Source organism: Pseudomonas cichorii, assembly GCF_018343775.1.
GTDB lineage: Bacteria > Pseudomonadota > Gammaproteobacteria > Pseudomonadales > Pseudomonadaceae > Aquipseudomonas > Aquipseudomonas cichorii.
The window spans coordinates 2,158,813-2,177,995 of sequence record NZ_CP074349.1 but is presented as its reverse complement, the minus strand read 5'-3'; the positions used below and the strand labels follow the sequence as shown (position 1 = coordinate 2,177,995).

19 protein-coding genes are annotated in these 19,183 nt (G+C 59.9%); 1 reads left to right on the top strand and 18 read right to left on the bottom strand.

Translation table 11 applies throughout. The annotated features are described in order from the left end of the window. Positions 1 to 56 precede the first annotated feature (56 nt). The 12 genes from gspD to KGD89_RS09685 form a co-directional block, all read right to left on the bottom strand. Positions 57 to 2,357, bottom strand: a complete 2,301-nt coding sequence (gene gspD / locus KGD89_RS09740; protein ID WP_025259594.1) for a type II secretion system secretin GspD — start codon at positions 2,355 to 2,357, stop codon at positions 57 to 59. Beyond that, entirely contained in the window at positions 2,357 to 2,887 is a 531-nt protein-coding gene (locus KGD89_RS09735; RefSeq protein ID WP_025259593.1) for a general secretion pathway protein GspN, read from the bottom strand. The genes gspD and KGD89_RS09735 overlap by 1 nt, the downstream gene beginning before the upstream one ends. Continuing rightward, entirely contained in the window at positions 2,884 to 3,495 is a 612-nt protein-coding gene (gspM, locus tag KGD89_RS09730) for a type II secretion system protein GspM (protein ID WP_025259592.1), read from the bottom strand. The genes KGD89_RS09735 and gspM overlap by 4 nt, the downstream gene beginning before the upstream one ends. Then, on the bottom strand, positions 3,470 to 4,525 hold the full coding sequence (locus KGD89_RS09725) for a type II secretion system protein GspL (protein WP_025259591.1): 1,056 nt from the start codon (positions 4,523 to 4,525) through the stop codon (positions 3,470 to 3,472). Before KGD89_RS09725 ends, gspM begins: the two co-directional genes overlap by 26 nt. Beyond that, on the bottom strand, positions 4,522 to 5,256 hold the full coding sequence (locus KGD89_RS09720) for a hypothetical protein (RefSeq protein WP_025259590.1): 735 nt from the start codon (positions 5,254 to 5,256) through the stop codon (positions 4,522 to 4,524). The genes KGD89_RS09725 and KGD89_RS09720 overlap by 4 nt, the downstream gene beginning before the upstream one ends. Further along, positions 5,253 to 5,846 (bottom strand): hypothetical protein, encoded by a 594-nt coding sequence (locus KGD89_RS09715; RefSeq protein ID WP_404940693.1) that lies wholly within the window; start codon positions 5,844 to 5,846, stop codon positions 5,253 to 5,255. The genes KGD89_RS09720 and KGD89_RS09715 overlap by 4 nt, the downstream gene beginning before the upstream one ends. Before the next feature lie 35 nt (positions 5,847 to 5,881). Further along, entirely contained in the window at positions 5,882 to 6,253 is a 372-nt protein-coding gene (locus KGD89_RS09710) for a type II secretion system protein (RefSeq protein ID WP_025259588.1), read from the bottom strand. Next, complete coding sequence (locus KGD89_RS09705) at positions 6,250 to 6,687, bottom strand: GspH/FimT family pseudopilin (protein WP_025259587.1); 438 nt, start codon at positions 6,685 to 6,687, stop codon at positions 6,250 to 6,252. The genes KGD89_RS09710 and KGD89_RS09705 overlap by 4 nt, the downstream gene beginning before the upstream one ends. A gap of 9 nt (positions 6,688 to 6,696) precedes the next feature. Then, the gene (gene gspG / locus KGD89_RS09700) at positions 6,697 to 7,128 is read right to left on the bottom strand and encodes a type II secretion system major pseudopilin GspG (RefSeq protein ID WP_025259586.1); all 432 of its coding nucleotides are present in this window, start codon (positions 7,126 to 7,128) and stop codon (positions 6,697 to 6,699) included. Between the two features lie 24 nt (positions 7,129 to 7,152). Continuing rightward, positions 7,153 to 8,355: a type II secretion system inner membrane protein GspF gene (gene gspF, locus KGD89_RS09695; protein WP_025259585.1), complete on the bottom strand. Its 1,203-nt coding sequence runs from the start codon at positions 8,353 to 8,355 to the stop codon at positions 7,153 to 7,155. Next, positions 8,352 to 10,076 (bottom strand): type II secretion system ATPase GspE, encoded by a 1,725-nt coding sequence (gspE, locus tag KGD89_RS09690; protein ID WP_025259584.1) that lies wholly within the window; start codon positions 10,074 to 10,076, stop codon positions 8,352 to 8,354. Before gspE ends, gspF begins: the two co-directional genes overlap by 4 nt. Positions 10,077 to 10,162: 86 nt before the next feature. Further along, entirely contained in the window at positions 10,163 to 10,381 is a 219-nt protein-coding gene (locus KGD89_RS09685) for a hypothetical protein (protein WP_025259583.1), read from the bottom strand. A gap of 492 nt (positions 10,382 to 10,873) precedes the next feature. Here KGD89_RS09685 and KGD89_RS09680 point away from each other — a divergent pair, with 492 nt between their 5' ends. Then, the gene (locus KGD89_RS09680) at positions 10,874 to 13,615 is read left to right on the top strand and encodes a beta-glucosidase (protein ID WP_025259582.1); all 2,742 of its coding nucleotides are present in this window, start codon (positions 10,874 to 10,876) and stop codon (positions 13,613 to 13,615) included. A gap of 122 nt (positions 13,616 to 13,737) precedes the next feature. On the opposite strand, the gene KGD89_RS09675 is transcribed toward KGD89_RS09680, so the two are convergent. The 6 genes from KGD89_RS09675 to KGD89_RS09650 form a co-directional block, all read right to left on the bottom strand. Then, complete coding sequence (locus KGD89_RS09675; RefSeq protein WP_025259581.1) at positions 13,738 to 14,382, bottom strand: TetR/AcrR family transcriptional regulator; 645 nt, start codon at positions 14,380 to 14,382, stop codon at positions 13,738 to 13,740. A gap of 80 nt (positions 14,383 to 14,462) precedes the next feature. Then, the gene (locus KGD89_RS09670; RefSeq protein WP_025259580.1) at positions 14,463 to 15,254 is read right to left on the bottom strand and encodes an ABC transporter ATP-binding protein; all 792 of its coding nucleotides are present in this window, start codon (positions 15,252 to 15,254) and stop codon (positions 14,463 to 14,465) included. Beyond that, positions 15,248 to 16,246 carry an ABC transporter permease gene (locus KGD89_RS09665; protein ID WP_025259579.1) on the bottom strand — a complete coding sequence of 333 codons (999 nt, stop codon included), beginning with the start codon at positions 16,244 to 16,246 and terminating at the stop codon, positions 15,248 to 15,250. Before KGD89_RS09665 ends, KGD89_RS09670 begins: the two co-directional genes overlap by 7 nt. Next, the gene (locus KGD89_RS09660) at positions 16,233 to 17,306 is read right to left on the bottom strand and encodes an ABC transporter substrate-binding protein (protein ID WP_025259578.1); all 1,074 of its coding nucleotides are present in this window, start codon (positions 17,304 to 17,306) and stop codon (positions 16,233 to 16,235) included. The genes KGD89_RS09665 and KGD89_RS09660 overlap by 14 nt, the downstream gene beginning before the upstream one ends. 153 nt (positions 17,307 to 17,459) lie before the next feature. Continuing rightward, positions 17,460 to 18,626: an MFS transporter gene (locus KGD89_RS09655; RefSeq protein ID WP_025259577.1), complete on the bottom strand. Its 1,167-nt coding sequence runs from the start codon at positions 18,624 to 18,626 to the stop codon at positions 17,460 to 17,462. A 6-nt stretch (positions 18,627 to 18,632) separates the two neighbouring features. Further along, positions 18,633 to 19,172 carry a GNAT family N-acetyltransferase gene (locus tag KGD89_RS09650; protein ID WP_025259576.1) on the bottom strand — a complete coding sequence of 180 codons (540 nt, stop codon included), beginning with the start codon at positions 19,170 to 19,172 and terminating at the stop codon, positions 18,633 to 18,635. Positions 19,173 to 19,183: the final 11 nt, after the last annotated feature.

Here is a 19,183-nt window from a genome sequence, read left to right as displayed (position 1 = left end):
GGCACTGCCTGCCAGCGGCAGTGCCGTGAGTGGGCGTCGAGCCTCATGATAGCTGCTTAGTTCTGCATGCTGGTGCGTGAGACTTCTGGTTTGAGCAATTGCATCTGTTGGCGATAGTCATCGGTGACCTGACGCGCCTGACTGCCGCTGGTGATGACCCGTGGCGTAATCAGCACGATCAGCTCGGTACGGTCCTTGGATTTGCTGGTCGCGCCGAACAACCAGCGCAAGCCCGGAATGCGCCCCAGATACGGCACAGAACTCACGGTTTCGGCATTGTCCTGCTTGATCAAACCACCCAGCAACACGGTCTGGCCGCTTTGCGCCGCCACTTGAGTGGCCACCGAGCGAGTGGAAATACGCGGGTTGCCGTTGTCATCGGTAACGCCGGAGGTGTCGGCATCGCTGACCTGTTGCTGGATGTCCATGTACACCAGGCCACCCGGATTGATGCGTGGCACCACATCCAGAATCACACCGGTCTGCACGTATTCGACACTGCTCAATGTCGTGTCGGAGGTGTTGGTATTGACCGTGGTCTGGCTGATGGGGATGTTGTCGCCCACTTGAATCTGCGCTTGCTGGTTGTTCATGACCACCAGCGACGGAGCCGACAGCACCTGGGTGCGGCCATTGGTTTCCAGTGCGCGCAACGCGACCTGCAGGTTGCTGCTGACAAAGGAGTAGAACAACGAATCCGTCGCGCCCAGCCCTGCGCCGCCGGAACCCAGTGCGCCCTGACTGCCGGCGGTGTCGGCTACCGTGGTGCTTGTGGAGTTGCCCGCCAGCCGGCCCAGATACCACTGCACGCCCATGTCCAGTTCGCCGGTGAGTTTGACTTCCAGAATCCGGGTTTCGATCTGCACTTGAAGTGGCGGATTGTCGAGGCGCTTGATAGCCGATTCGATTTCCTTCCATTGCGCCGGGCGTGTACGGACCAGCAACTGGTTGCTGCTCTTTTGCGCAGTGATCCGGGTGCTGGAATCCAGACTCTTGCTGGCGTTCGAACCCTGGGCGCTGTCAGCAGAATCGCTGCCCTGATCTTCTTCCTGCGCCTCGCTGTCGTCGGCATTCTGGTTATTCATGCCACCGTTGTTGTTCATGCCACGGTTATTGCCGAACCCGCCACTGTTGCCCAGACCGCCGGAACTGCCGTTGAAGCCGGAACTGGAACCGAAGCCACCACTGGAGTTGGGCGACGACAGCGTGGCCGTGCGCAACCCCGGCGCGACCCTGGCCGGGGAGTCATCCTTGATGGCAGCAGTGCCGTAGATCTGGCGCAGGTATTTGGCCAGGTCGGTGGCCTTCATGTTGCGCACGTCATAGACGTACATCTGCGGCTCGTTGCCGCCACCTTCGTCGATGGTATGAATCCACTGGCCGACTTCGCTCAGGTATTCGGGCTGGGAGGAAATCGCCACCACCGAATTGGTCCGCTCGATGGGCAAAAAGCGCACCATGCCAGCCAGTGGCATGCCGCTTTTGGGGCCGAATATCTTTTGCAACTCGGGCATCAGTTCGCTGACCGAGGCACGCTGCAAGCCGAAAACACCGACCGACATACCCTTGAGCCAATCCACATCGAAAGTGTCGATGGTGTCCTGATAGTTGGCCAGTTCATCGGGCGTACCCGCCATGCTCAGGACATTGCGGGCCGGATCGACCAGCAGGAAGGCGTTTTCACGGGCAAAGGGCTTGAGCAGCTTCTGCATTTCCGTGGCCGAGATGTAGCGCAGCGGGAACAACCGAGCCGACATGCCCGCTGCGGGTTGCGCCACCGGCATTTCCGGCACCAGCTTGCCCGCCACCGCCTGACTGGACGGCAGGATCACGTAACGGTCGCCCTGGCGAATCATCGCGTTGTCCGTCCAGGACAGCAGCGTTTCCAGAATCGACAATGCTTGCTGCTTGTTCACCGGTTTGGAGGTGGAGAAGCTCACATCGCCCTTCACGCCCTGGGCAATGCTGTAGTTCTCATGCAGCAGGTCACCCATGATGCTGTTGATCACTGCCTGGATAGGCTGATTGGTGAAGTTGAACACGATATCGCCGGTCTCGGCCTGAGCGGCAGGCGAAACCGCAGGGGTGCGGACAAAGCGCTGATTGCCTTTGATGATCTGCCGTTGCGGCGAAATGGCCGAGGGTTGTGGCTGGGTGTCGACAGGCGCCTGCTCGGTACGAGGATCTACCGGCGGACGTTGTGAACCCGTGCCTTGCAGCGCTTCCTGCAGCATGCCGTTGTCGGGGTCAAGAGTGTCGGGCGCAGTCGCGCAGCCGCCAAGAGCGACGGCAGTGGCCAGACAAAGCAAGGGTGTGCGCAAGGTAGCGATGGCAGGAACTCCTGAAAAGGTACCCATCACGGGGCTGAATCGTTGGTTAAGGTAATTGGTGGCGTGTTCGAGGGCGGCGGCAGACGCGGTGCGGGCAAGCGCAAGGCTTGCGTGCGGCCATCGAAACTGAATGTGGCTTGCATCGGCTCGACACTGTCCAGCGTCCAGCCATTGGCCAGGCGCTGGCCTTGTTTGATTTTCAAGGGCGGACCATCGTTTTGCTTGAGCAGTGCAACCTTCAGGGAACCGTCGATGATGACGCCACTCAGGGTCATGCCCGACAGGCTGGTGGCCTGCACATTGGCTTGCTCCACCGCACGATCAGGGCTGCGATCAGGGCTGAACAGCGGGGTTTTCCAGGTATTGGACAGGCTGTCCAGACTCGCTTCGGGGGCACGCTGGGCTTGTGCCGAATGGTTGACCGGGTTGCGCGGCGCCTCTTCGGGCAGCCAGTCCGGTGAGTGGGCCGCGCCACTGAGCACCAGAGCAACAAGCGCTGCCAGCAGTGTTGCCAGCCCCAGCAATGCCCACTCCAGAGGACGCAATAGAGTCTTCATTGCTCGCCCTCCCCAGCCAATGCAGGTTGCAGGTAGCCACGCACCAGCAGATGCACCACCAGCTTGCCCGCACCACCCGTTGCCGGAGCATTGGCATCGCGGCGCATGCTCATTTCATCGACGAACAGAAACGGTCGCTGATATTCCAGCGCATGCAGGATGGCCGTAAGCGGCTCAATGGCGCAGTTCAACGTCAGGCTGACCTTGACCTGCCGATAAGGCTCGGCACTGTCCTGCTCGGGAGTGATCGGCATGCGCTGGGTCAAGGCGCAGCCACCGCCGGTTGTGGCGTGACTGTTGATCAGGTCGGCAATGCGCTGCATCAGGTCGGCGGCCACGGCACTGGGGTCCTGACCCGGCAACAGACTGGTGCTGCTGGCCGGATCGTTACGGGCCTGTTCCAGTTGCTGGCGCAGGGAGTCGCCCTGTTGCAGCAAGCCGGCATAACGCTGTTGCTGTTCGCGCAGTTGCTCGGTCTGTTCGCTGATCTCACGCAACGGGCCGGCAAACCAGCTGTCGATCAACAACCAGTAGGCCAGATAAAGCACCAGCGCCAGAACGATCAGGGCCGCGCCCCGACGCTCACGGCTTGTCAGTGGACGGCGCATCGGCGTTCTCCTGATGCAGATGGGCACGCAGGGAATACTGATCCTTGCCGGTCCGGCTATCGGGCTGGATCACGCCCTGAAACTGCGCGTTATCCAGGCTGTGGCAATTCTTGGCCCGGGCAATGAGGGCGCTGGCCTTGGCGCTCTGGCCAGAAAAGGAGATTTCGGCGCTGTCGCTGATTTCCAGACTTTCGATCCAGGTGTCCGAAGGCAGGCAGGCGGTCAACTCGCTGAGCAATGCCGACAACGGCGTTTGAGCCGCCTTGCGACGTATCAGGTAATTGGCCGCACCCCGGGTATTGGTCAATTGCTGGCGCAGCTTCTGGACTTCGGCAACCTGAGCCTTTTGCACCTGTACGCTGGCCTGCATCTCGTCCAGCAAACGCTGTCGGTCGTTGAGCCAGAGCAACATCAGGCCAAGCAACAAGGCACCACAGGTCCACAGCAGCCAGCGCTGCACACGATGACCGGAGCGAACCTGATTAGAGCGCAACGGAGTCGGCAGCAGATCAATGCCCATGCGCTGTGTGACAGACCCCACATCCACGGCATCGGGTTGCAGCCCCTGGGCAGCGCACTCGGCAAGAATATGATCCAGACGCTCACGCAGAATGGCCACCAGCGTGACCTGAATGAAACTGGCACTGCGGCTTTCCTGTCGTGCGACAAAGTACAGTTGTCCGGCATCGAACGGGGTAAAGCGGTCCAGCTCGTAACCCACCACCGTGGATAGATTACGGGCCGCTGCAGAGGGCAATTGCAGGGTCTGCACCAACACATCGGCTGGCGAAAGCAGCAGGATCCGGCGCGCATCGGCAGATGCTTTGGGCATGTGCGATGGCAGCGGCCATGAGTAGACCTGCTCGACGGTTTCCTGGACCAGCCATTGGCGCACACGAACCGGCAGGCAAGCCTGTAGCTCCGCCAGCCATAACTGCCAGCCCCGCTGTGCCAGACTTCCACGCCACTGCTGGGCAACCCGGTCGCGCAACGCGAAGACAGGCGCCAGACGTGCTGATAATGAATTCATTCTTGCCAACGCAGCACCTTGTAAGGTTGTGCGTTTTCCCCCGCTGGACTCAATAAAACCGTGATTTGTAAATGGGCGGACGTACCACCCGGTCGTTGTGCCTGGCTGTCGATGAACAGAACTTCGCCGGGATCGGCCCCCACGGCGCTCTGGTTCGGCAGGTTCAGACTGCGGCGTATCAAAGCTGTTGCAAATGCTGGATCAGGCCGCTCCAGACCACTCCAAAGCGTGACTTCCGGCACCAGGCAGACATACAGCGCCTGATTCATGCCCGGCAGTTGGCGGATCTCTTCGATCACCCGCAACGGCGGCTGCCCACCGCTGCGTTGCGCCTCAAGAAACTGCGCGATGCCACTTGCCTGGTTTTTCGCAGCACCACAGGCCTGCAAGAGCCTGGAAATATCTGCAACCGGCGCACTGTTGAGGTCCAGCTTGCCCAACTCGCTGCGCACACTGACGAGCAATTGAGTGTCATCGAACTTCAAGGCAACCGGACGTCCATCCGCTATCCAGACCTTGCGCTGCGCCGGATCGAGCAGACCTTGTATCGCCATGTTCATGCCCGCTTCGGCCGCCAGAATCGCCTGGGTGTTCTGCCGCAGCCAAAGCGCCTGGCGACTTTCCAGTTGCACCCAGCCGGCCAGCCCGCCGAGCAAGAGGCTCAGCAGGGCCAGCACCCAGAGCACCACCAATAGTGCAACGCCCTGCTGATGCGGGTAAAAACGCTTCATTGGCCCCCTGCTCCACCGGACAGGTCCAGACGCAAGGCAACCACTTCACTGACCCAGGGCACCGGCCCGTTCAACTTCATATCGATGCGTACGGCACTGGGCAGGCGGCTTGGCCATGGCCAGTCGGCCAGCCATCCGGTCGGCTTGCCCTTGGGCGAGAAACCGCGATAACTGAACGTCAGCGTCTGCACATTATTCAGCAGGACCTGAGGCTCGCCCCATGGCTGCACAATCGTGCCTCCAGGACCCGACCTGATCTGCTCGAACGCCACTTGCAGGTCGCGCTGCCCTTCTGGCCCGCTCAATTGCAGGGTATGACGCTGAATACCCCCACCCAGTTCACCAGGCAGGGTCGCAACGAATTGCAATTGCTGGGCCGAACCCTCGAAAAACCCGTTGCTGACACTATCGTCCTCGGATGTGTCCAGCGGCAATGCCTGGCCAATCGAACTGCGCAGGAATGCCTGCGTCGCCCGCACTTCATCAAGGCTTTGCGTATAGCGCTCGGCCTTCAATACCGCGCGATTGGCACCCAGCAACGCACCTGCAATCAACACCAGCAAGATGCCCAGAAGACTGAGCACCAGCATGATTTCCAGCAGCGTGAAACCACGCTGAGACGTTTTCAAAATCCCGCTCCGGCTGACACACCGCGCAGCTTCAAGGTACTGAACTGCGCTCGACGCTGATCTTCCTGAAGCGTCAGGTCAAGACGAAACAGACGTGACTGGGTACCACGGCCCGGCATCTGGCGAATACTCAGGGTCCAGTCGATACCGGCCAATGCGCCCTGTCGCGTGCCGTTTGCCAGCGGGCCGGCGCTTTCCTGATCCATAATCGTGCGCGCAGCATGACTGAGCCTGTCACTGTGGGACACCTGCTGCAATGAGCGGGCACTCTGCCCGAACGCCACCAGCAGCACACTGCTGCACAACGCCATGACGGTCAGGGCCGCCAGCATTTCCAGCAGCGTAAAACCTGACTGCGAGGTGTTCATCGGAGTGTTCGGACCTGAACGCTGCCGGTCAGCCAGCCGATATCGATCCGCCAGCGACGGTCACCATTGACCAGCGTGAGGTTGCCGCCACTGGAACCGCCATCAGGGTAAAACTCCACCGCAGATCCCAGATCGGCGGCCGTCTGCATGTTCACCTGCAAGTTTTCCGGCCAGTGCTGCACACGCTTGCCCGGGGCCTTGAATGTCATCTTGCGCAGGTCGAACACGGTGCGGGCCGGCTGTCCGGTGACAATCGCCCGAACCCGAGTCGCCCGAAGCGCTTCGACCATGTCGCCCACGGCACGACGCTCGCTGGCAGCACTCAGACCCTGTTGCAAACCGAAACCCACCAGACCTACGGCGATGCTCATCAACACCAGCACCACCAGCATTTCCATCAGGGTGAAACCGCGGTTCGCGACAGGAGAATTCATGACGCCTCCTTACTCCCAGTTGCCCAGATCGGCGCTGTAGCCTTCACCACCCGGCTGACCGTCCTGACCATAGAAAATCAGATCGAAGCTGCCATGCTGACCCGGAAAGCGGTAGCCGAACGCATGGCCGAACGGATCCTTGAGATCCGAAGGCTTGGCGTAAGGACCGTTCCAGCCCGAAGAGTTGCCTGGCTTTTCCACCAGTTGCTGCAAGGTCTTGGGCGGCGAGCCGACATCCAGTGCATAGCTTTCAATCTTCATGCCCAGGCTGGCCAGTTGCGCCTTGCCTGCACCGTATTTGCCCTTGTCGACGTTACCGCCCACCTGACGCACGACAATGGTCGCCACGATACCCAGCAGAACAATCACGGCAAGCATTTCCAGCAGGGTAAAACCGCCCTGTCGGCGTCCGGGTTTGAAGCGCGTACGATTAAGATTCATCGGGGTCATTCCTCATTCATGAATTCAGATATTGCTGGTCAGGCTCATCAGCGGCAGCATGATTGCCAGCATGATCACCGCGACCATGCCTGCCATGACTACCGTCAGCGCAGGCACCAGCGCCGCGAGCATGCGGTCGATACCGCGCTTGGCTTCCACGTCGAAGACATCGGCGACCTTGAGCAACATGCTGTCCAGTTCGCCAGCCTGTTCGCCGACCTCGATCATCTGCAATGCCAGATCGGGCAATAGCGGTTGGGCACCAAAGGCACTGGCCAGTGTGCCGCCGCCCTTGACCGACTCTGCAGCCTGTTCCACCTGCACCTGCAAGGCCCGGTTGGTGCAGACCTGTCGGGCGATGACCAGCGCCTGCAATAACGCCACGCCATTACTGAGCAAGGTACCCAAGGTGCGAGTCAGGCGTGCAGCTTCGACTCGCTGCAACAGCGGGCCGATAACCCGGATACCCAGCAAGCGACGGTCACGGCGTTCGCGGCGCTGGGGGTCGCGCAGGCGCACGGCCATGGTCCAGGCCAACACAATCAGCCCGGCAAACAGCGCCAGACCGTAATCCCCCAGAAACTGGCCAAGACCGAGAATGACCTCGGTAATCAGCGGGATCGGCACGCCCAGGTCCTTGAAGATAGGCACGAATTGCGGCACCACATAAGCCAGCAGCAAAGCCAGGGAGCCCAGCACGCCGACCACCAGAAACGCCGGATAGATCAGCGCATTGATGACTTCGCCGCGCAGCAACTGGCTGCGTTCCAGATAATCGCTCAACTGACGCAGGGTGCTTTCCAGCGCACCGCCAGCCTCACCGGCGCGCACCATGCTGATGTACAGCGGCGAGAACTGGCTGCCCTCTTCTTCCAGAGCAACAGACAGCGGTTTACCGGCCTTGACCTGTTCGCGAATCCGCTCGATCAAGGCTCGGGTCTGCGGCTGGCCGGGCTGTTTGAGCAGAATTCCCAGAGATCGTTCCAGAGGCTGGCCAGCACCCAGTAGCGTCGCCAGTTGCTGGGTAAAACTCACCAGGGCCGCGCCACTCAACAGCCCACGCCCAAAGGCGCGGCTCAAACCGCCCAGGCCGGCGCTTTCTATATGCAACACCATCAGGCCACGCTTTTGCAGGGCTGCCACGGCTGCTTCCTGATCCCTGGCTTCCAGTGCACCGTTCTGCACGGCACCCGAAGCATCCAGAGCACGAAACTTGAACAGGCTCATGAGCCGTCACCACGGGTGACACGCAGTACCTCCTCCAGCGAGGTCACACCCGCAACGGCCTGACGCAGACCTTCTTCATGGAGGGTACGCAAACCACCCCGTCTGGCAGCTTCCTCCAGGGTCGCGGCATCGGCATGACGCATCAGCAGGCTTCGCAACTCTTCATTCATGACCAGCAATTCGGTAATTGCACTGCGCCCGCGATAACCGCCGCCCGGCGCGTCGGCACGGGGTCGATAAAGGCGAATCGGACGCTCGTCGGTGAAGCGCTCAAGCCCGTGCTCGGCGATCAGCTCAGGCGGCGCATCGAAGGCTTCACGGGTAGCAGGGTCCAGACGACGCACAAGTCGCTGGGCCAGAATACCGTTGACCGTGGAAGCGATCAGGTAGCTTTCCACACCCATGTCCAGCAAGCGGGTGATACTCGCTGCCGCGCTGTTGGTGTGCAGGGTCGAAAGCACCAGGTGACCGGTCAGCGAGGACTGGATGGCGATACGGCAGGTTTCCAGGTCGCGCATCTCACCAATCATGATGACGTCCGGGTCCTGACGCACAATCGAGCGCAGCGCTCCGGCAAAATCCAGGCCGATGGCGGGCTTGACCTGAATCTGGTTGATGCCTTCGAGCTGATACTCCACCGGGTCTTCAACGGTGATGATCTTGCGCTCGGCAGTGTTGAGCCGCGACAAGGCGGTATAAAGCGTGGTGGTCTTGCCGGAGCCGGTCGGGCCGGTCACCAGCAGAATTCCGTGGGGACGCTCCAGCACGTCAAGGAAATGCTGCAGACGCTCGCCATCGAAACCCAGGCTCGGGAAATCGAAATCGATGGTCTGGCGATCCAGCAGACGCATGACCACCGACTCGCCAAAACTGGTGGGCACGGTAGAAACCCGCAAATCCAGTTCCTTGCCCTGGATGCGCAACATGATGCGTCCGTCCTGGGGCAAACGGCGTTCAGCGATGTCCAGGCGGGCCATGATCTTGACCCGGGAAATCACGGCTGCCGATGAACTGGAAGGCGGCGCTTCGGCTTCATGCAATACGCCGTCGATGCGATAACGCACCTTGAGCTGGCTCTCGAAGGGTTCGATATGAATGTCAGAGGCACGCTGTTCGACTGCACGCTGCAGGATCAGGTTGACCAGACGAATCACCGGCGCTTCGGAAGCCAGATCCTTGAGATGCTCGATGTCTTCCAGCGAACCGCCGTCTTCATCGAGGTTTTCAATCAGTGTGCCCATGGCCGAACGTCCCTGGCCGTAATAGCGCTCGATCAGGGTTTCGACTTCATTGCGCGGCCCCACAGACAGACTGACCGGCACTTCGCAGGCATAGGCAATGGCCTGGAACGGATACAACACGGCGGGGTTCGCGGCCAGCACCTGCAAACCGTTGTCACTCCACCCCACCGGCACCACTTGATAATGGCGCATGAAGCGCTCGGTCAACGCTGGCAAAGGGTCAAGCAAGGGCGGCGCAGCTTCGGCCATTAATAGCGGGGCATTCAATAAAGCGGCCCAGGCACGGGCCAGCTCGAATTCGGAAACCAGACCCAACCGGGTCAACAGAGCCAGCAGGTCTGTGCCTTCGGACTCCTGCTGCAAACGCTGTGCTCGCTCAAGATCCTGGGTTTTCAGACCGGCATTGCCCATCAGCCAGGCACATACCTGAGTGGCATCGGGAATCAGGAGCTGAGTAGCATCGACGGGTTCTGACTGCATTTTGGAGGAAATCTGTACACATCGGAGGGGCATAGACTACAGCACTCCCCCATAGCGAGGGAGGCCATGCTCAGAAACGTCTTACATCAATCGGACTGTTTCTGAGTAGTCGAACTCTGAGGACGACCGCCTTTGGTCGTTTCGGTGTTCTGCTTGCGAGTAGCCTTGGTGTCCTGGGTCTGGGTCATCACCGTGGAGTCGCTTGCACCGGAAGTCGCATCTGCATCCGTTGCTTCAGCCGCAACTACCGCGCCACTAAGCGCCACACCCAGAACAACACCCGCACCAAAAATCGAGAACTTCATAGCAAATACTCCAACCAACTAAATTCAAGGGTTACATCAAGCAAGGCCAAGAAACCGAATCAGGCCTGACAACTAAGCCTCTGGCCATCAAGCAGCTTTCGACCCCAGAGACAGGGCTCGAAAATTCTTAAACCAATCGACCAGTAGGTTTAACAAGAGTTCAAAAATTGTAAAGAAAAAAGTCAAAAACGAACAAAAAACAACAAAAACACACTTTTATTTGACTTTTAATTGGACTTTTCGTCTTAATTGTTTCGTTTTGTTATTTCAAAGCGCCATCAACTAGTGGCACTCTGAAATCAATCAAGCAAAAAAAATCAAACAATAGTTACATGGTAAAAACATCATAAAACTGCAACACCCGCTTGAAGTTAAAACACTTTGAATCGCGGTGACGGGAAACTGTTGCCCAACGAAAGGTCATGAAGTCAGCGACCCCCGTCGCCCTTCTCACTGCATGACCCCTTATTGAACAAGTTGTTGGAGAGACGCATGAACAAACGGAAAATGATCGGCGCCCAGTCGGCCCTGGCCCTGCTGGCATTGGCTGTATCTCAGGTGCACGCTACCGACGCCGCTCAGCAGGAAGCTCGTGAGGCACGTGCCGAAAAGGCCGCGCAAAAGACCCTGGACAAGATGACCCAGGAAGAAAAACTGGCCTACATCGGTGGTACCGGCGGCTGGGACGTGAAGCCACTGTCCCGCTACGGTATCCCGCAGATTCACGGTGCCGATGGCGGCGTCGGTGTGCGCTACACCAGCGAAGGCAACGATCAGGGCGTGGTCTATCCGTCCGGTCCGAACCTGGCCGCTACCTGGAACCCGCGCCGCGCCATCGACCTGGGCCGTGCCCTGGGTTATGACACCGCCACTGGCGGCTATCAGTTCATCACCGGCCCGGGCATGAACCTGTATCGCATGCCCTATGGCGGCCGTGCGTTTGAATACCTCTCCGGTGAAGATCCGTTCCTGGGCGCCAGCCTGGCACCCGGCGTCATCAACGGCATCCAGGCACGTGGTGTGTGGGCCAACGCCAAGCACTACGCGGCCAACGACCAGGAAAGCAACCGTTTCAACCTGAACCAGCTCATGGATGAGCGCGTACTGCGCGAGATGTCGCTGCCTGCGTTCGAATCGGCGGCCAAGAACGGCAACGTCGCCATGATGATGTGCGCCTTCCAGAAAGTGAACGGCGAGTTCGCCTGTGAAAACGATCTCCTGATCAAGCAGATTCTCAAGAAGGAATGGGGCTTCAAGGGCTTCGTACAGAGCGACTACAACGCTGTCGTCCATGGCCTGAACGCTGCCCAGGCAGGCACCGATCTGGACATGATGGGCTTCCAGATGAACAGCACCAACCTCAAGCCTTATCTGGACAGTGGTGAGCTGAGCGCTGCGACCATCGACGACAAGGTCCGCCGCATCCTGAAGCAGATCTACCTGTACAAGTTCGATACCAAGACGCCTCTGACCACCCACAACATGAACAGCGCTACCAGCAACAAGGTCGCCCTGAACGCCGCCCGTGAAGGCATCGTGCTGCTCAAGAACCAGAACGATCTGCTGCCGCTGGACAAGCAGAAGGTCAAGAAAATCGCCGTGGTCGGCAATCTGGCCAAATATGCACCGCCTACCGGTTTCGGCAGCGCCAACGTGCAGGCAACCCGTTACGTCAGCGAGTTGAGCGGCCTGCAGCAGATCGCACCGAACGCCAAGGTCGAGTTCATCGACGGCCTGTCACTGGACCCGAAAGCCGCACAATGGACCAGCACCAACATCGCTGGCGACGACGTGAAAGGCATGAAGGTCGAGTACTTCAGCAACGCCAACTGGTCTGGCGATGCTGCGGTAACCCGCACTGAAAACCATGTCGATCTGGACTGGGCCAACGACACCGACCTGCCGTTCGACAGCAACACCTCGACTTCCGACCCTTACACCAGCAAAGGCTCTACTTCCGGCTCGCTCAATGGCGATACCTCTTCCACGTCGATTCGCTACACCGGCAAGATCACCCCGACCCAGAGCGGCGAGCAGGTGTTCAAGCTTCGCGCCGACGGTGCCGTGCGCCTGTATGTCAACGGCAAGAAGATCATCGACAACGGCGACGGCAAGCCACTGCCGGGCAACAGCATTCCGCCAACCATTCCTGAATACGCCAAGATCAACCTGGAAGCTGGCAAGAGCTACGACGTGAAGCTCGAATACTCGCGTCGTGCCGGTTACCTGTCGACCATGGGCGGCCTGGTAGGCGTACAGATGAGCTGGGCGGCATTGAACGCACCTCAGGATCTGTCCGGTTACGATGCGGTAGTGGTTGCTGTCGGTAATAGCGCCGAATACGAAGGTGAAGGTTTCGACCACAGCTTCGATCTGCCTGAGTATCAGAACGAACTGATCCAGAGCATCGCCAAGGTCAATCCCAATACCGTGGTGACCATGTACGGCGGGACTGCCCTGAAAATGAGCGACTGGATCGATCAGGTTCCGGTGGCACTGCATGCGTTCTACCCGGGCCAGAACGGTGGTCAGGCGCTGGCCGAAATCCTGTTCGGCAAGGTCAACCCGTCGGGCAAGCTGCCGATCAGTATCGAACGCAATATCGAAGACAACCCGGCCTACGCGTCTTTCCCGAAATTCGACAACGAGAATACGCTCAAGGAAATGGACTACAAGGATGACCTGCTGCTGGGTTATCGCGGTTACGAGAAGAAAGGCATCAAGCCGCTCTACCCGTTCGGCTATGGCCTGTCCTACACCACCTTCGGCTACAGCAATATCAGCGTTACGCCGGGCGTAGCGGTGGGCAATACGCCGATCAAGGTCTCGTTCGACCTGACCAACACCGGCAAGGTCGGTGGTTCGGAAGTCGCGCAGTTGTATGTTGGCCAGCAGAACCCGAAAGTCGAGCGCGCCCTCAAGGAGCTCAAGGGCTACAAGAAGGTGTTCCTCAAGCCGGGTGAAAGCAAGCGCGTGACCATCGAGCTCAACGATCGCTCGCTGGCTTACTACGACGTCAACGCCAAGAAGTGGGTGGTAGATGCCGACACCTTCAACCTGTCGCTGGGCAGTTCGTCTCAGGACATCCGCCTGAACGCCAAGCTGGTCAACCCGTTCCGCCAGGAACTCTCGACCACCACCAGCAACCCGCTGCCACGTTCGGCACTGAACTCGGTGAATGTCAGCAAGCCAGCGGTGAAGACCGGTGGGGTGTTTGATCAGGAAACCGAATAACCGTCAGGGTTCACATCGGCAGGTAACCGTCGCGGGCAAGGCCCCTACCACATGGACTGTGTGGGAGGGGCCTTGCCCGCAATAGTATTTCCAAACGATAAATTCGCTACCTCGATAGTGGCTCAGGGACGCGCCCTTATCGCCTGATCGACCTGCGCAATGTAGGCATCGAAACTGTTCACCAGATCAACCTGCTCCGGGAAGCGCAGCCACTGGATCTGCAGCCCGTCCATCATCGCCAGAATCTGCTGGATCAGCGCTGGCAAATCCACATCTCCGCGCACTTCCCCGCTGTCCACCAACGCCGTGAACTGGGCCAGCAAGCGCTGGTAGATCCGTTGGTAACGTGTCTGGAACCAGTCCCAGGCGGGATGGTTTTCCAGCAGGCTTTCTGCATTGAGAATCGAGAACGCACGAATCACGCCCGGCGCCGTGGCATTGGAGCGGTTGATCGCCCGCAGGCTGCCCAGCAGGCCGGTGAGGTTATTTTCTGCGCGGACTTCATCGGCGATCTTGCGGCTGACTTCATCGCGCCGGTCCAGCACGCCCATCAACAGGGAAACCTTGTTGGGAAAGTGATGCAGCAGGCCTGCAACGGATATGCCGACAATCCCCGCCACCTGGGCCATGGACGCGCCGGTATAGCCTTCCAGGGAGAATACCTGCAAGGCCGCATCGAGCAGTTCTTCGCGGCGCTTTTCGCCTTTGGGCGCACGTCGTTGCCGGATGGCTGGCGACCCCGTGTCCTGTGGGTTGTGCCGGGTCATGGCAGGCTCCTTCTTGTTCAGGCGCGTACCCTACTCACTCAGGCCGCAGGTCGCAATCCCGTGGCGCGACCGACTATCGTCTACCACCGCTCACCCAGCCCAAGCAGACCAAGGATCTGGCGGCGCAGGTCCACAAGATAAGGATCGTCACGATGACGTGGATAAGGACGCTCGATGGTCAGTTGCGCCTTGATACTGGCAGGCCGGTCACTGAAAACGATCACCCGATTGGCCAGCAGCAACGCCTCTTCGACATCGTGGGTCACCAGCAGCGCGGTGTAGCCCTGGCGCTGCCACAGGTCGATCAGTTCCTGCTGCATGGCAATCCGGGTCAGGGAATCAAGCTTGCCCAGCGGCTCGTCGAGAATCAGCAAGCGCGGCTCGTTGACCAAGGCCCGTGCCAGCGCCACCCGCTGCGCCATGCCGCCAGACAATTGCCGTGGATAAGCACGATCGAACTGACTGAGCCCGACCTTGGCCAGCGCGGCATCGACCTTGGCCGAATGGGTTTTCAGCAAACCCTGGGCTTGCAGACCCAGCGCCACGTTGTCCCACACCCGACGCCAGGGATAGAGCGTCGGGTCCTGAAATACCACGACCCGAGAAGGATCCGGGCCGCCAATCGGCACGCCATCGGCCAGCAAGGCGCCGGAGTCGGCGGGCTCAAGCCCGGCTACCAGCCGCAGCAAAGTGGACTTGCCGCACCCGGAAGGCCCGAGCAGCGCGACAAACTCTCCGGGGGCGACATCCAGTGAAACCTTATCCAGCACCGGCAGGCTCTGGCCATCCAGAGCGAAGCCATGGCTGAGGCTGTCGATACGCAACGCAAGCCCGGCCCGGGAAGGATTTGCAGCGTGAGCGGTGGCTACCATTTCATGGTTCCTTGTTGCCAGGCCAGAAGGCGGTCACGAATCAGGAACAGCGCCGTGATCAGGCCGGAACACGCCAGCGCCATGATCAACAGCGCGGCATACATATTGGCGTAGGCCGCCCAGCCTTGGGCCCATTGCAGATACCAGCCGATTCCGGCTTTGACGCCCATCATCTCGGCCACTACCAGAGTCGAGAAAGATGCCCCAAGACCCATGAACAAACCGACGAACACATGGGGCAAGGCAGCAGGAATCGCTACGTTGAAAATCAGGAAACCCGGTTTGGCACCCAGAGTGCGCGCCACGTCGTAATAGGCCTTGTCGACACTGGCAACGCCCGACCAGGTCAGCACCGTCACCGGAAACCAGGTGGCCAGCGCAATCAGGAACACACTGGCGCTCCAGCTCGTGGGGAATAGAAAGAAGCACAGCGGCAACAGGGCTGTGGAAGGCACCGGGCCAAGAATGCGCAGAACCGGATGCAGCCAGTAGCCAATGCTGCTCGACCAGCCGATGGCGACCCCGGCGATAAAACCGGTCACGGCCCCCAGCGCCACGCCAGTGCCCAGCAACAGGGCCGAATGCAGCAGGCTTTCCAGCAGACGCGGCCAGTCTTCGACGTAGACATCCAGCAAGGCTTGTGGCGGTGCAAAAAATGGCACAGGCAGCAAACCCGACTTGGCCGTGAGCACTTCCCAGATCCCCAGCAGGACCGGCAATGCAATCAGCCACGGCCCGGCCGCTTGGGCTCGACGCGCCAGGCCGTCGGACCAGCGCCCGGCAATACCGGCCAGCAAAATCAACAGGGCAATCGCCAGGCACAGATTGGCCAGGCCTTCGGTCATCGGCCATTTGCGTGTGGCATTGGGCAAGTACAAGGTCAATGCCGCTACCAGAATCCAGGCAAAGACGGCCACTGCGCCCAGCTTCCAGAAGCCGAAAGCCTCGCGGGGCTCTTCACTCGTCAGGGTAGAAGCTTCAGCTGAAGACATCGGCGGTAATCTCTCTGGAGAACTCGACGGCATCGGTACTCTGGCGGATGACTTCAACGGTTTTCAGGTCCGTGACGTAGGTCTGGATTTCTCTGGTCAGTGCGGCGCCGACGGCATGATGGCCATGAGTATGATCATGAAGGATCGCCTGAACCTCTTCCACCGAAGTGTTCAAGGCATGGGCCTGAAAGCCCTTGGCGACCACTTCGGGATGCTTCACGGCGTAAGCGTGAGCCTCAAGAATCGCCTGAGTCAGGGCTGCCACCACACGCTTTTCTTCACGCACCAGCTTGCCGGTGACACCCACCACGCAGCAGCTCAGGTTGGCGTATTCCTCCACCAGATTGGTGGACAGTTCACGCGCCTTGCCAGCGTTGATCAGGCGATACATGAACGGGTCGCTGCCGCTGACCGCCTGCACTTCGCCCCGCTCCAGCGCCGTACCCAGCAGGTCTGCGGGGTAAAGACGCCAGTCCACATCCCGCACCGGGTCAACGCCATGCTTTTTGAGCAGTACCGAGAAAAAGTTGCGGTCAGGGCTGGCCATGTCGGTTACGCCGATGGCCTTGCCCTTAAGGTCTTCGAGCTTGTTGACCGGGCTGTTGACGGCACTGAGCAGGCGCAGGCAGCCGCCATGAGTGCCCGCCGTCAGCTTGACGTCGAAGCCCTGCTCCAGCGCCTTGAGCCAGCGTAGCGCCATGCCGACACCGGCATCAGCCTTGCCGGTGGCAATGGCTTCCAGCAGCACCTCGGTGGAGTTGCCGAAGTTGACCAGTTCCACGTCCAGGTTGTGCTTCTTGAAGAAGCCCTGGCCATGGGCGATGACCACTGGCGCCAGGCAGACCGCGTTGAGGTTGACCGCCAGCTTGAGTGCTCGCGGTTCAGCCAGACGAATGAAATCACCGGTACCGTCAGGCTCGATATCCGGATGACTCAGATGCCCGGCATGCTCATCCACTGCCCAGCCGGAACGCGGCAACGACAGCAGCAAAGGGCTGGCCAGAACGGCACTGGCCCATCCCAGCAAGCGTCGACGGGTTAAAGAATCAAAAGCGGCCATGCGAGTCGTTCCTTGAGAATGAAAACGGTGAAGGCCTTCACCGAGAATTTTTAATAACTTTTCTCAAGGTTTCGGCAATTGGTTAAAACCATATCACCGGACAAAACATTCTATAAATTCATTTAACTTCTATATAAATATGCAAATAGTCTATCAAACGACAGACACCTGAGCGTAGCGCCGCAGAACCATCGCCAGGCCCCACACCAGCAGACTGATAGCCAACGAGAGCACTACCAGCCCGCGATCCCCCGACGTTTCACGCACCAGAGCGTAGAACCAGGGTGCGCCCGCCGCACACAGAAAACCCGGTGCCAGCAGCCTGCCCTGCAACTGGGTGTAGCGGGCATGGGCAAAAAGCTCGAACGGCAGGCTGGCACGCAGCAAGGTACACAGGCCGTTCATGGCCCCATAGCCAAAGATGAACAGACAGGCCAGCCAGACTCGTCCCTGGCTCATGAGCGCCATGGCAAAACACAGCGCAAGACCGGCACCCACCCAGACATTCAAGCGCAACGCCGACATGGATTGCCCCAGCAACACCTGCAACAGGCGAGCGCTGGTCTGCCCGATGCCCCACAAGGCCACCAGCCCCAGCGGAACACCGACCCCCGCCAGCATCGCTGGCAAGTGCGCCGACAGACCGGCAGACATGAAGCCGATCAACATCATGCTCAAGGCATAACCAATCTGCGGCAGATAAGGCGTGGCAATGGGCGGCTCGCCGGATTCGACACGCTCTTGTGCAAAACCTGTACGGGCGTCCGGCAGCCCGCTCGCTAACAGCCCGCTGAACAGCGCCAGAGCGGCATACACCCCAAGCGCACTGCGCCAGCCAAAAACGTCCTGCAAGTAATGCCCCAAGGGCCAGAACACCGCTGAAGCCAGGCCACCCAGCAAAGTGATCTGCATCATCAGAGGACGGGCTCTGGCAGCCAGTAATCCGGCCAGCACTGCAAACAGCGCATCGTAAAGGGACAAACGCATCCCGACGCCAAGGATGCACCACGCCATGAAGTACAGCGTCGGGCCATGACACAGCGCCAGAGCACAGCATCCGACCGTATTGAACAAGGCTCCCGTCTGCATCACCTGCCGTGCGCCCAGATGCTGGATCAGACGGGCAACCAGTGGAGAAACCAGCCCCATGACCAGCATCGCCACCGATAATCCGGCAAAAACCCGTTGCCCGCTCCAGCCCAGGTCATCGGCGATGGCGTTGCCAAAAGCGCCCGGCAGGTAAAAGGTCACGCCCCAATTGATCAACTGCGCAACGCCCAGTCGCAACACTGCATGCCGGGGCAAGCCCGAGCCGTTCACCCGGTATCACACAACAGGTTCAGGCAGGCTGAGCGAACCGCCGCCCAAGGCACGCTGCATCAGCACGGTATCGACCCAGCGTCCGTGCTTGAAGCCCACCGACTCGAAGACGCCTACCCGATGAAAACCCAGGCGTTCGTGCAGGCGGATCGACGCGGTATTCTCACTGTTACCGATAATGGCGATCATCTGCCGCCAGCCGCCTTCGACGCAGTGCTCGACCAGTTCTCCGAGCAGCGCCTGGCCGATGCCCAGGCCCCCCATACCACTGCGCACATAAACCGAGTCTTCCACAGTAAACCGGTAGCCCGGACGCGGCCGATAAGGCGTGACATAGCCATAGCCCACTACTTCACCCAGGCGCTCGGCAACCCGATAAGGCAACCCCTTGGCGAGCACTTCGGCGCGCCGACGCCGCATTTCCGCCAGACTCGGCGGCTCCAGCTCAAAGCTGGAAATCCCCTCCAGCACATGTTCGGCATAGATCGCATGGACCATGGGCATATCATCGTCGCGGGCGTCACGCAGGGTCAGGACATCGTTCATCTTGAAGACTC

Coding starts and splice junctions, on each gene's coding strand:
- KGD89_RS09660 (WP_025259578.1), bottom strand. CDS start 17,306: ATGGCCGCTTTTGATTCTTTAACCCGTCGACGCTTGCTGGGATGGGCC.
- KGD89_RS09725 (WP_025259591.1), bottom strand. CDS start 4,525: ATGAATTCATTATCAGCACGTCTGGCGCCTGTCTTCGCGTTGCGCGAC.
- KGD89_RS09680 (WP_025259582.1), top strand. CDS start 10,874: ATGAACAAACGGAAAATGATCGGCGCCCAGTCGGCCCTGGCCCTGCTG.
- KGD89_RS09665 (WP_025259579.1), bottom strand. CDS start 16,246: ATGTCTTCAGCTGAAGCTTCTACCCTGACGAGTGAAGAGCCCCGCGAG.
- KGD89_RS09710 (WP_025259588.1), bottom strand. CDS start 6,253: ATGAACACCTCGCAGTCAGGTTTTACGCTGCTGGAAATGCTGGCGGCC.
- KGD89_RS09670 (WP_025259580.1), bottom strand. CDS start 15,254: ATGGTAGCCACCGCTCACGCTGCAAATCCTTCCCGGGCCGGGCTTGCG.
- gspG (WP_025259586.1), bottom strand. CDS start 7,128: ATGAATCTTAATCGTACGCGCTTCAAACCCGGACGCCGACAGGGCGGT.
- gspF (WP_025259585.1), bottom strand. CDS start 8,355: ATGAGCCTGTTCAAGTTTCGTGCTCTGGATGCTTCGGGTGCCGTGCAG.
- KGD89_RS09715 (WP_404940693.1), bottom strand. CDS start 5,846: ATGCTGGTGCTCAGTCTTCTGGGCATCTTGCTGGTGTTGATTGCAGGT.
- KGD89_RS09720 (WP_025259590.1), bottom strand. CDS start 5,256: ATGAAGCGTTTTTACCCGCATCAGCAGGGCGTTGCACTATTGGTGGTG.
- KGD89_RS09685 (WP_025259583.1), bottom strand. CDS start 10,381: ATGAAGTTCTCGATTTTTGGTGCGGGTGTTGTTCTGGGTGTGGCGCTT.
- gspE (WP_025259584.1), bottom strand. CDS start 10,076: ATGCAGTCAGAACCCGTCGATGCTACTCAGCTCCTGATTCCCGATGCC.
- KGD89_RS09735 (WP_025259593.1), bottom strand. CDS start 2,887: ATGAAGACTCTATTGCGTCCTCTGGAGTGGGCATTGCTGGGGCTGGCA.
- gspM (WP_025259592.1), bottom strand. CDS start 3,495: ATGCGCCGTCCACTGACAAGCCGTGAGCGTCGGGGCGCGGCCCTGATC.
- KGD89_RS09650 (WP_025259576.1), bottom strand. CDS start 19,172: ATGAACGATGTCCTGACCCTGCGTGACGCCCGCGACGATGATATGCCC.
- KGD89_RS09675 (WP_025259581.1), bottom strand. CDS start 14,382: ATGACCCGGCACAACCCACAGGACACGGGGTCGCCAGCCATCCGGCAA.
- gspD (WP_025259594.1), bottom strand. CDS start 2,357: ATGGGTACCTTTTCAGGAGTTCCTGCCATCGCTACCTTGCGCACACCC.
- KGD89_RS09705 (WP_025259587.1), bottom strand. CDS start 6,687: ATGAATTCTCCTGTCGCGAACCGCGGTTTCACCCTGATGGAAATGCTG.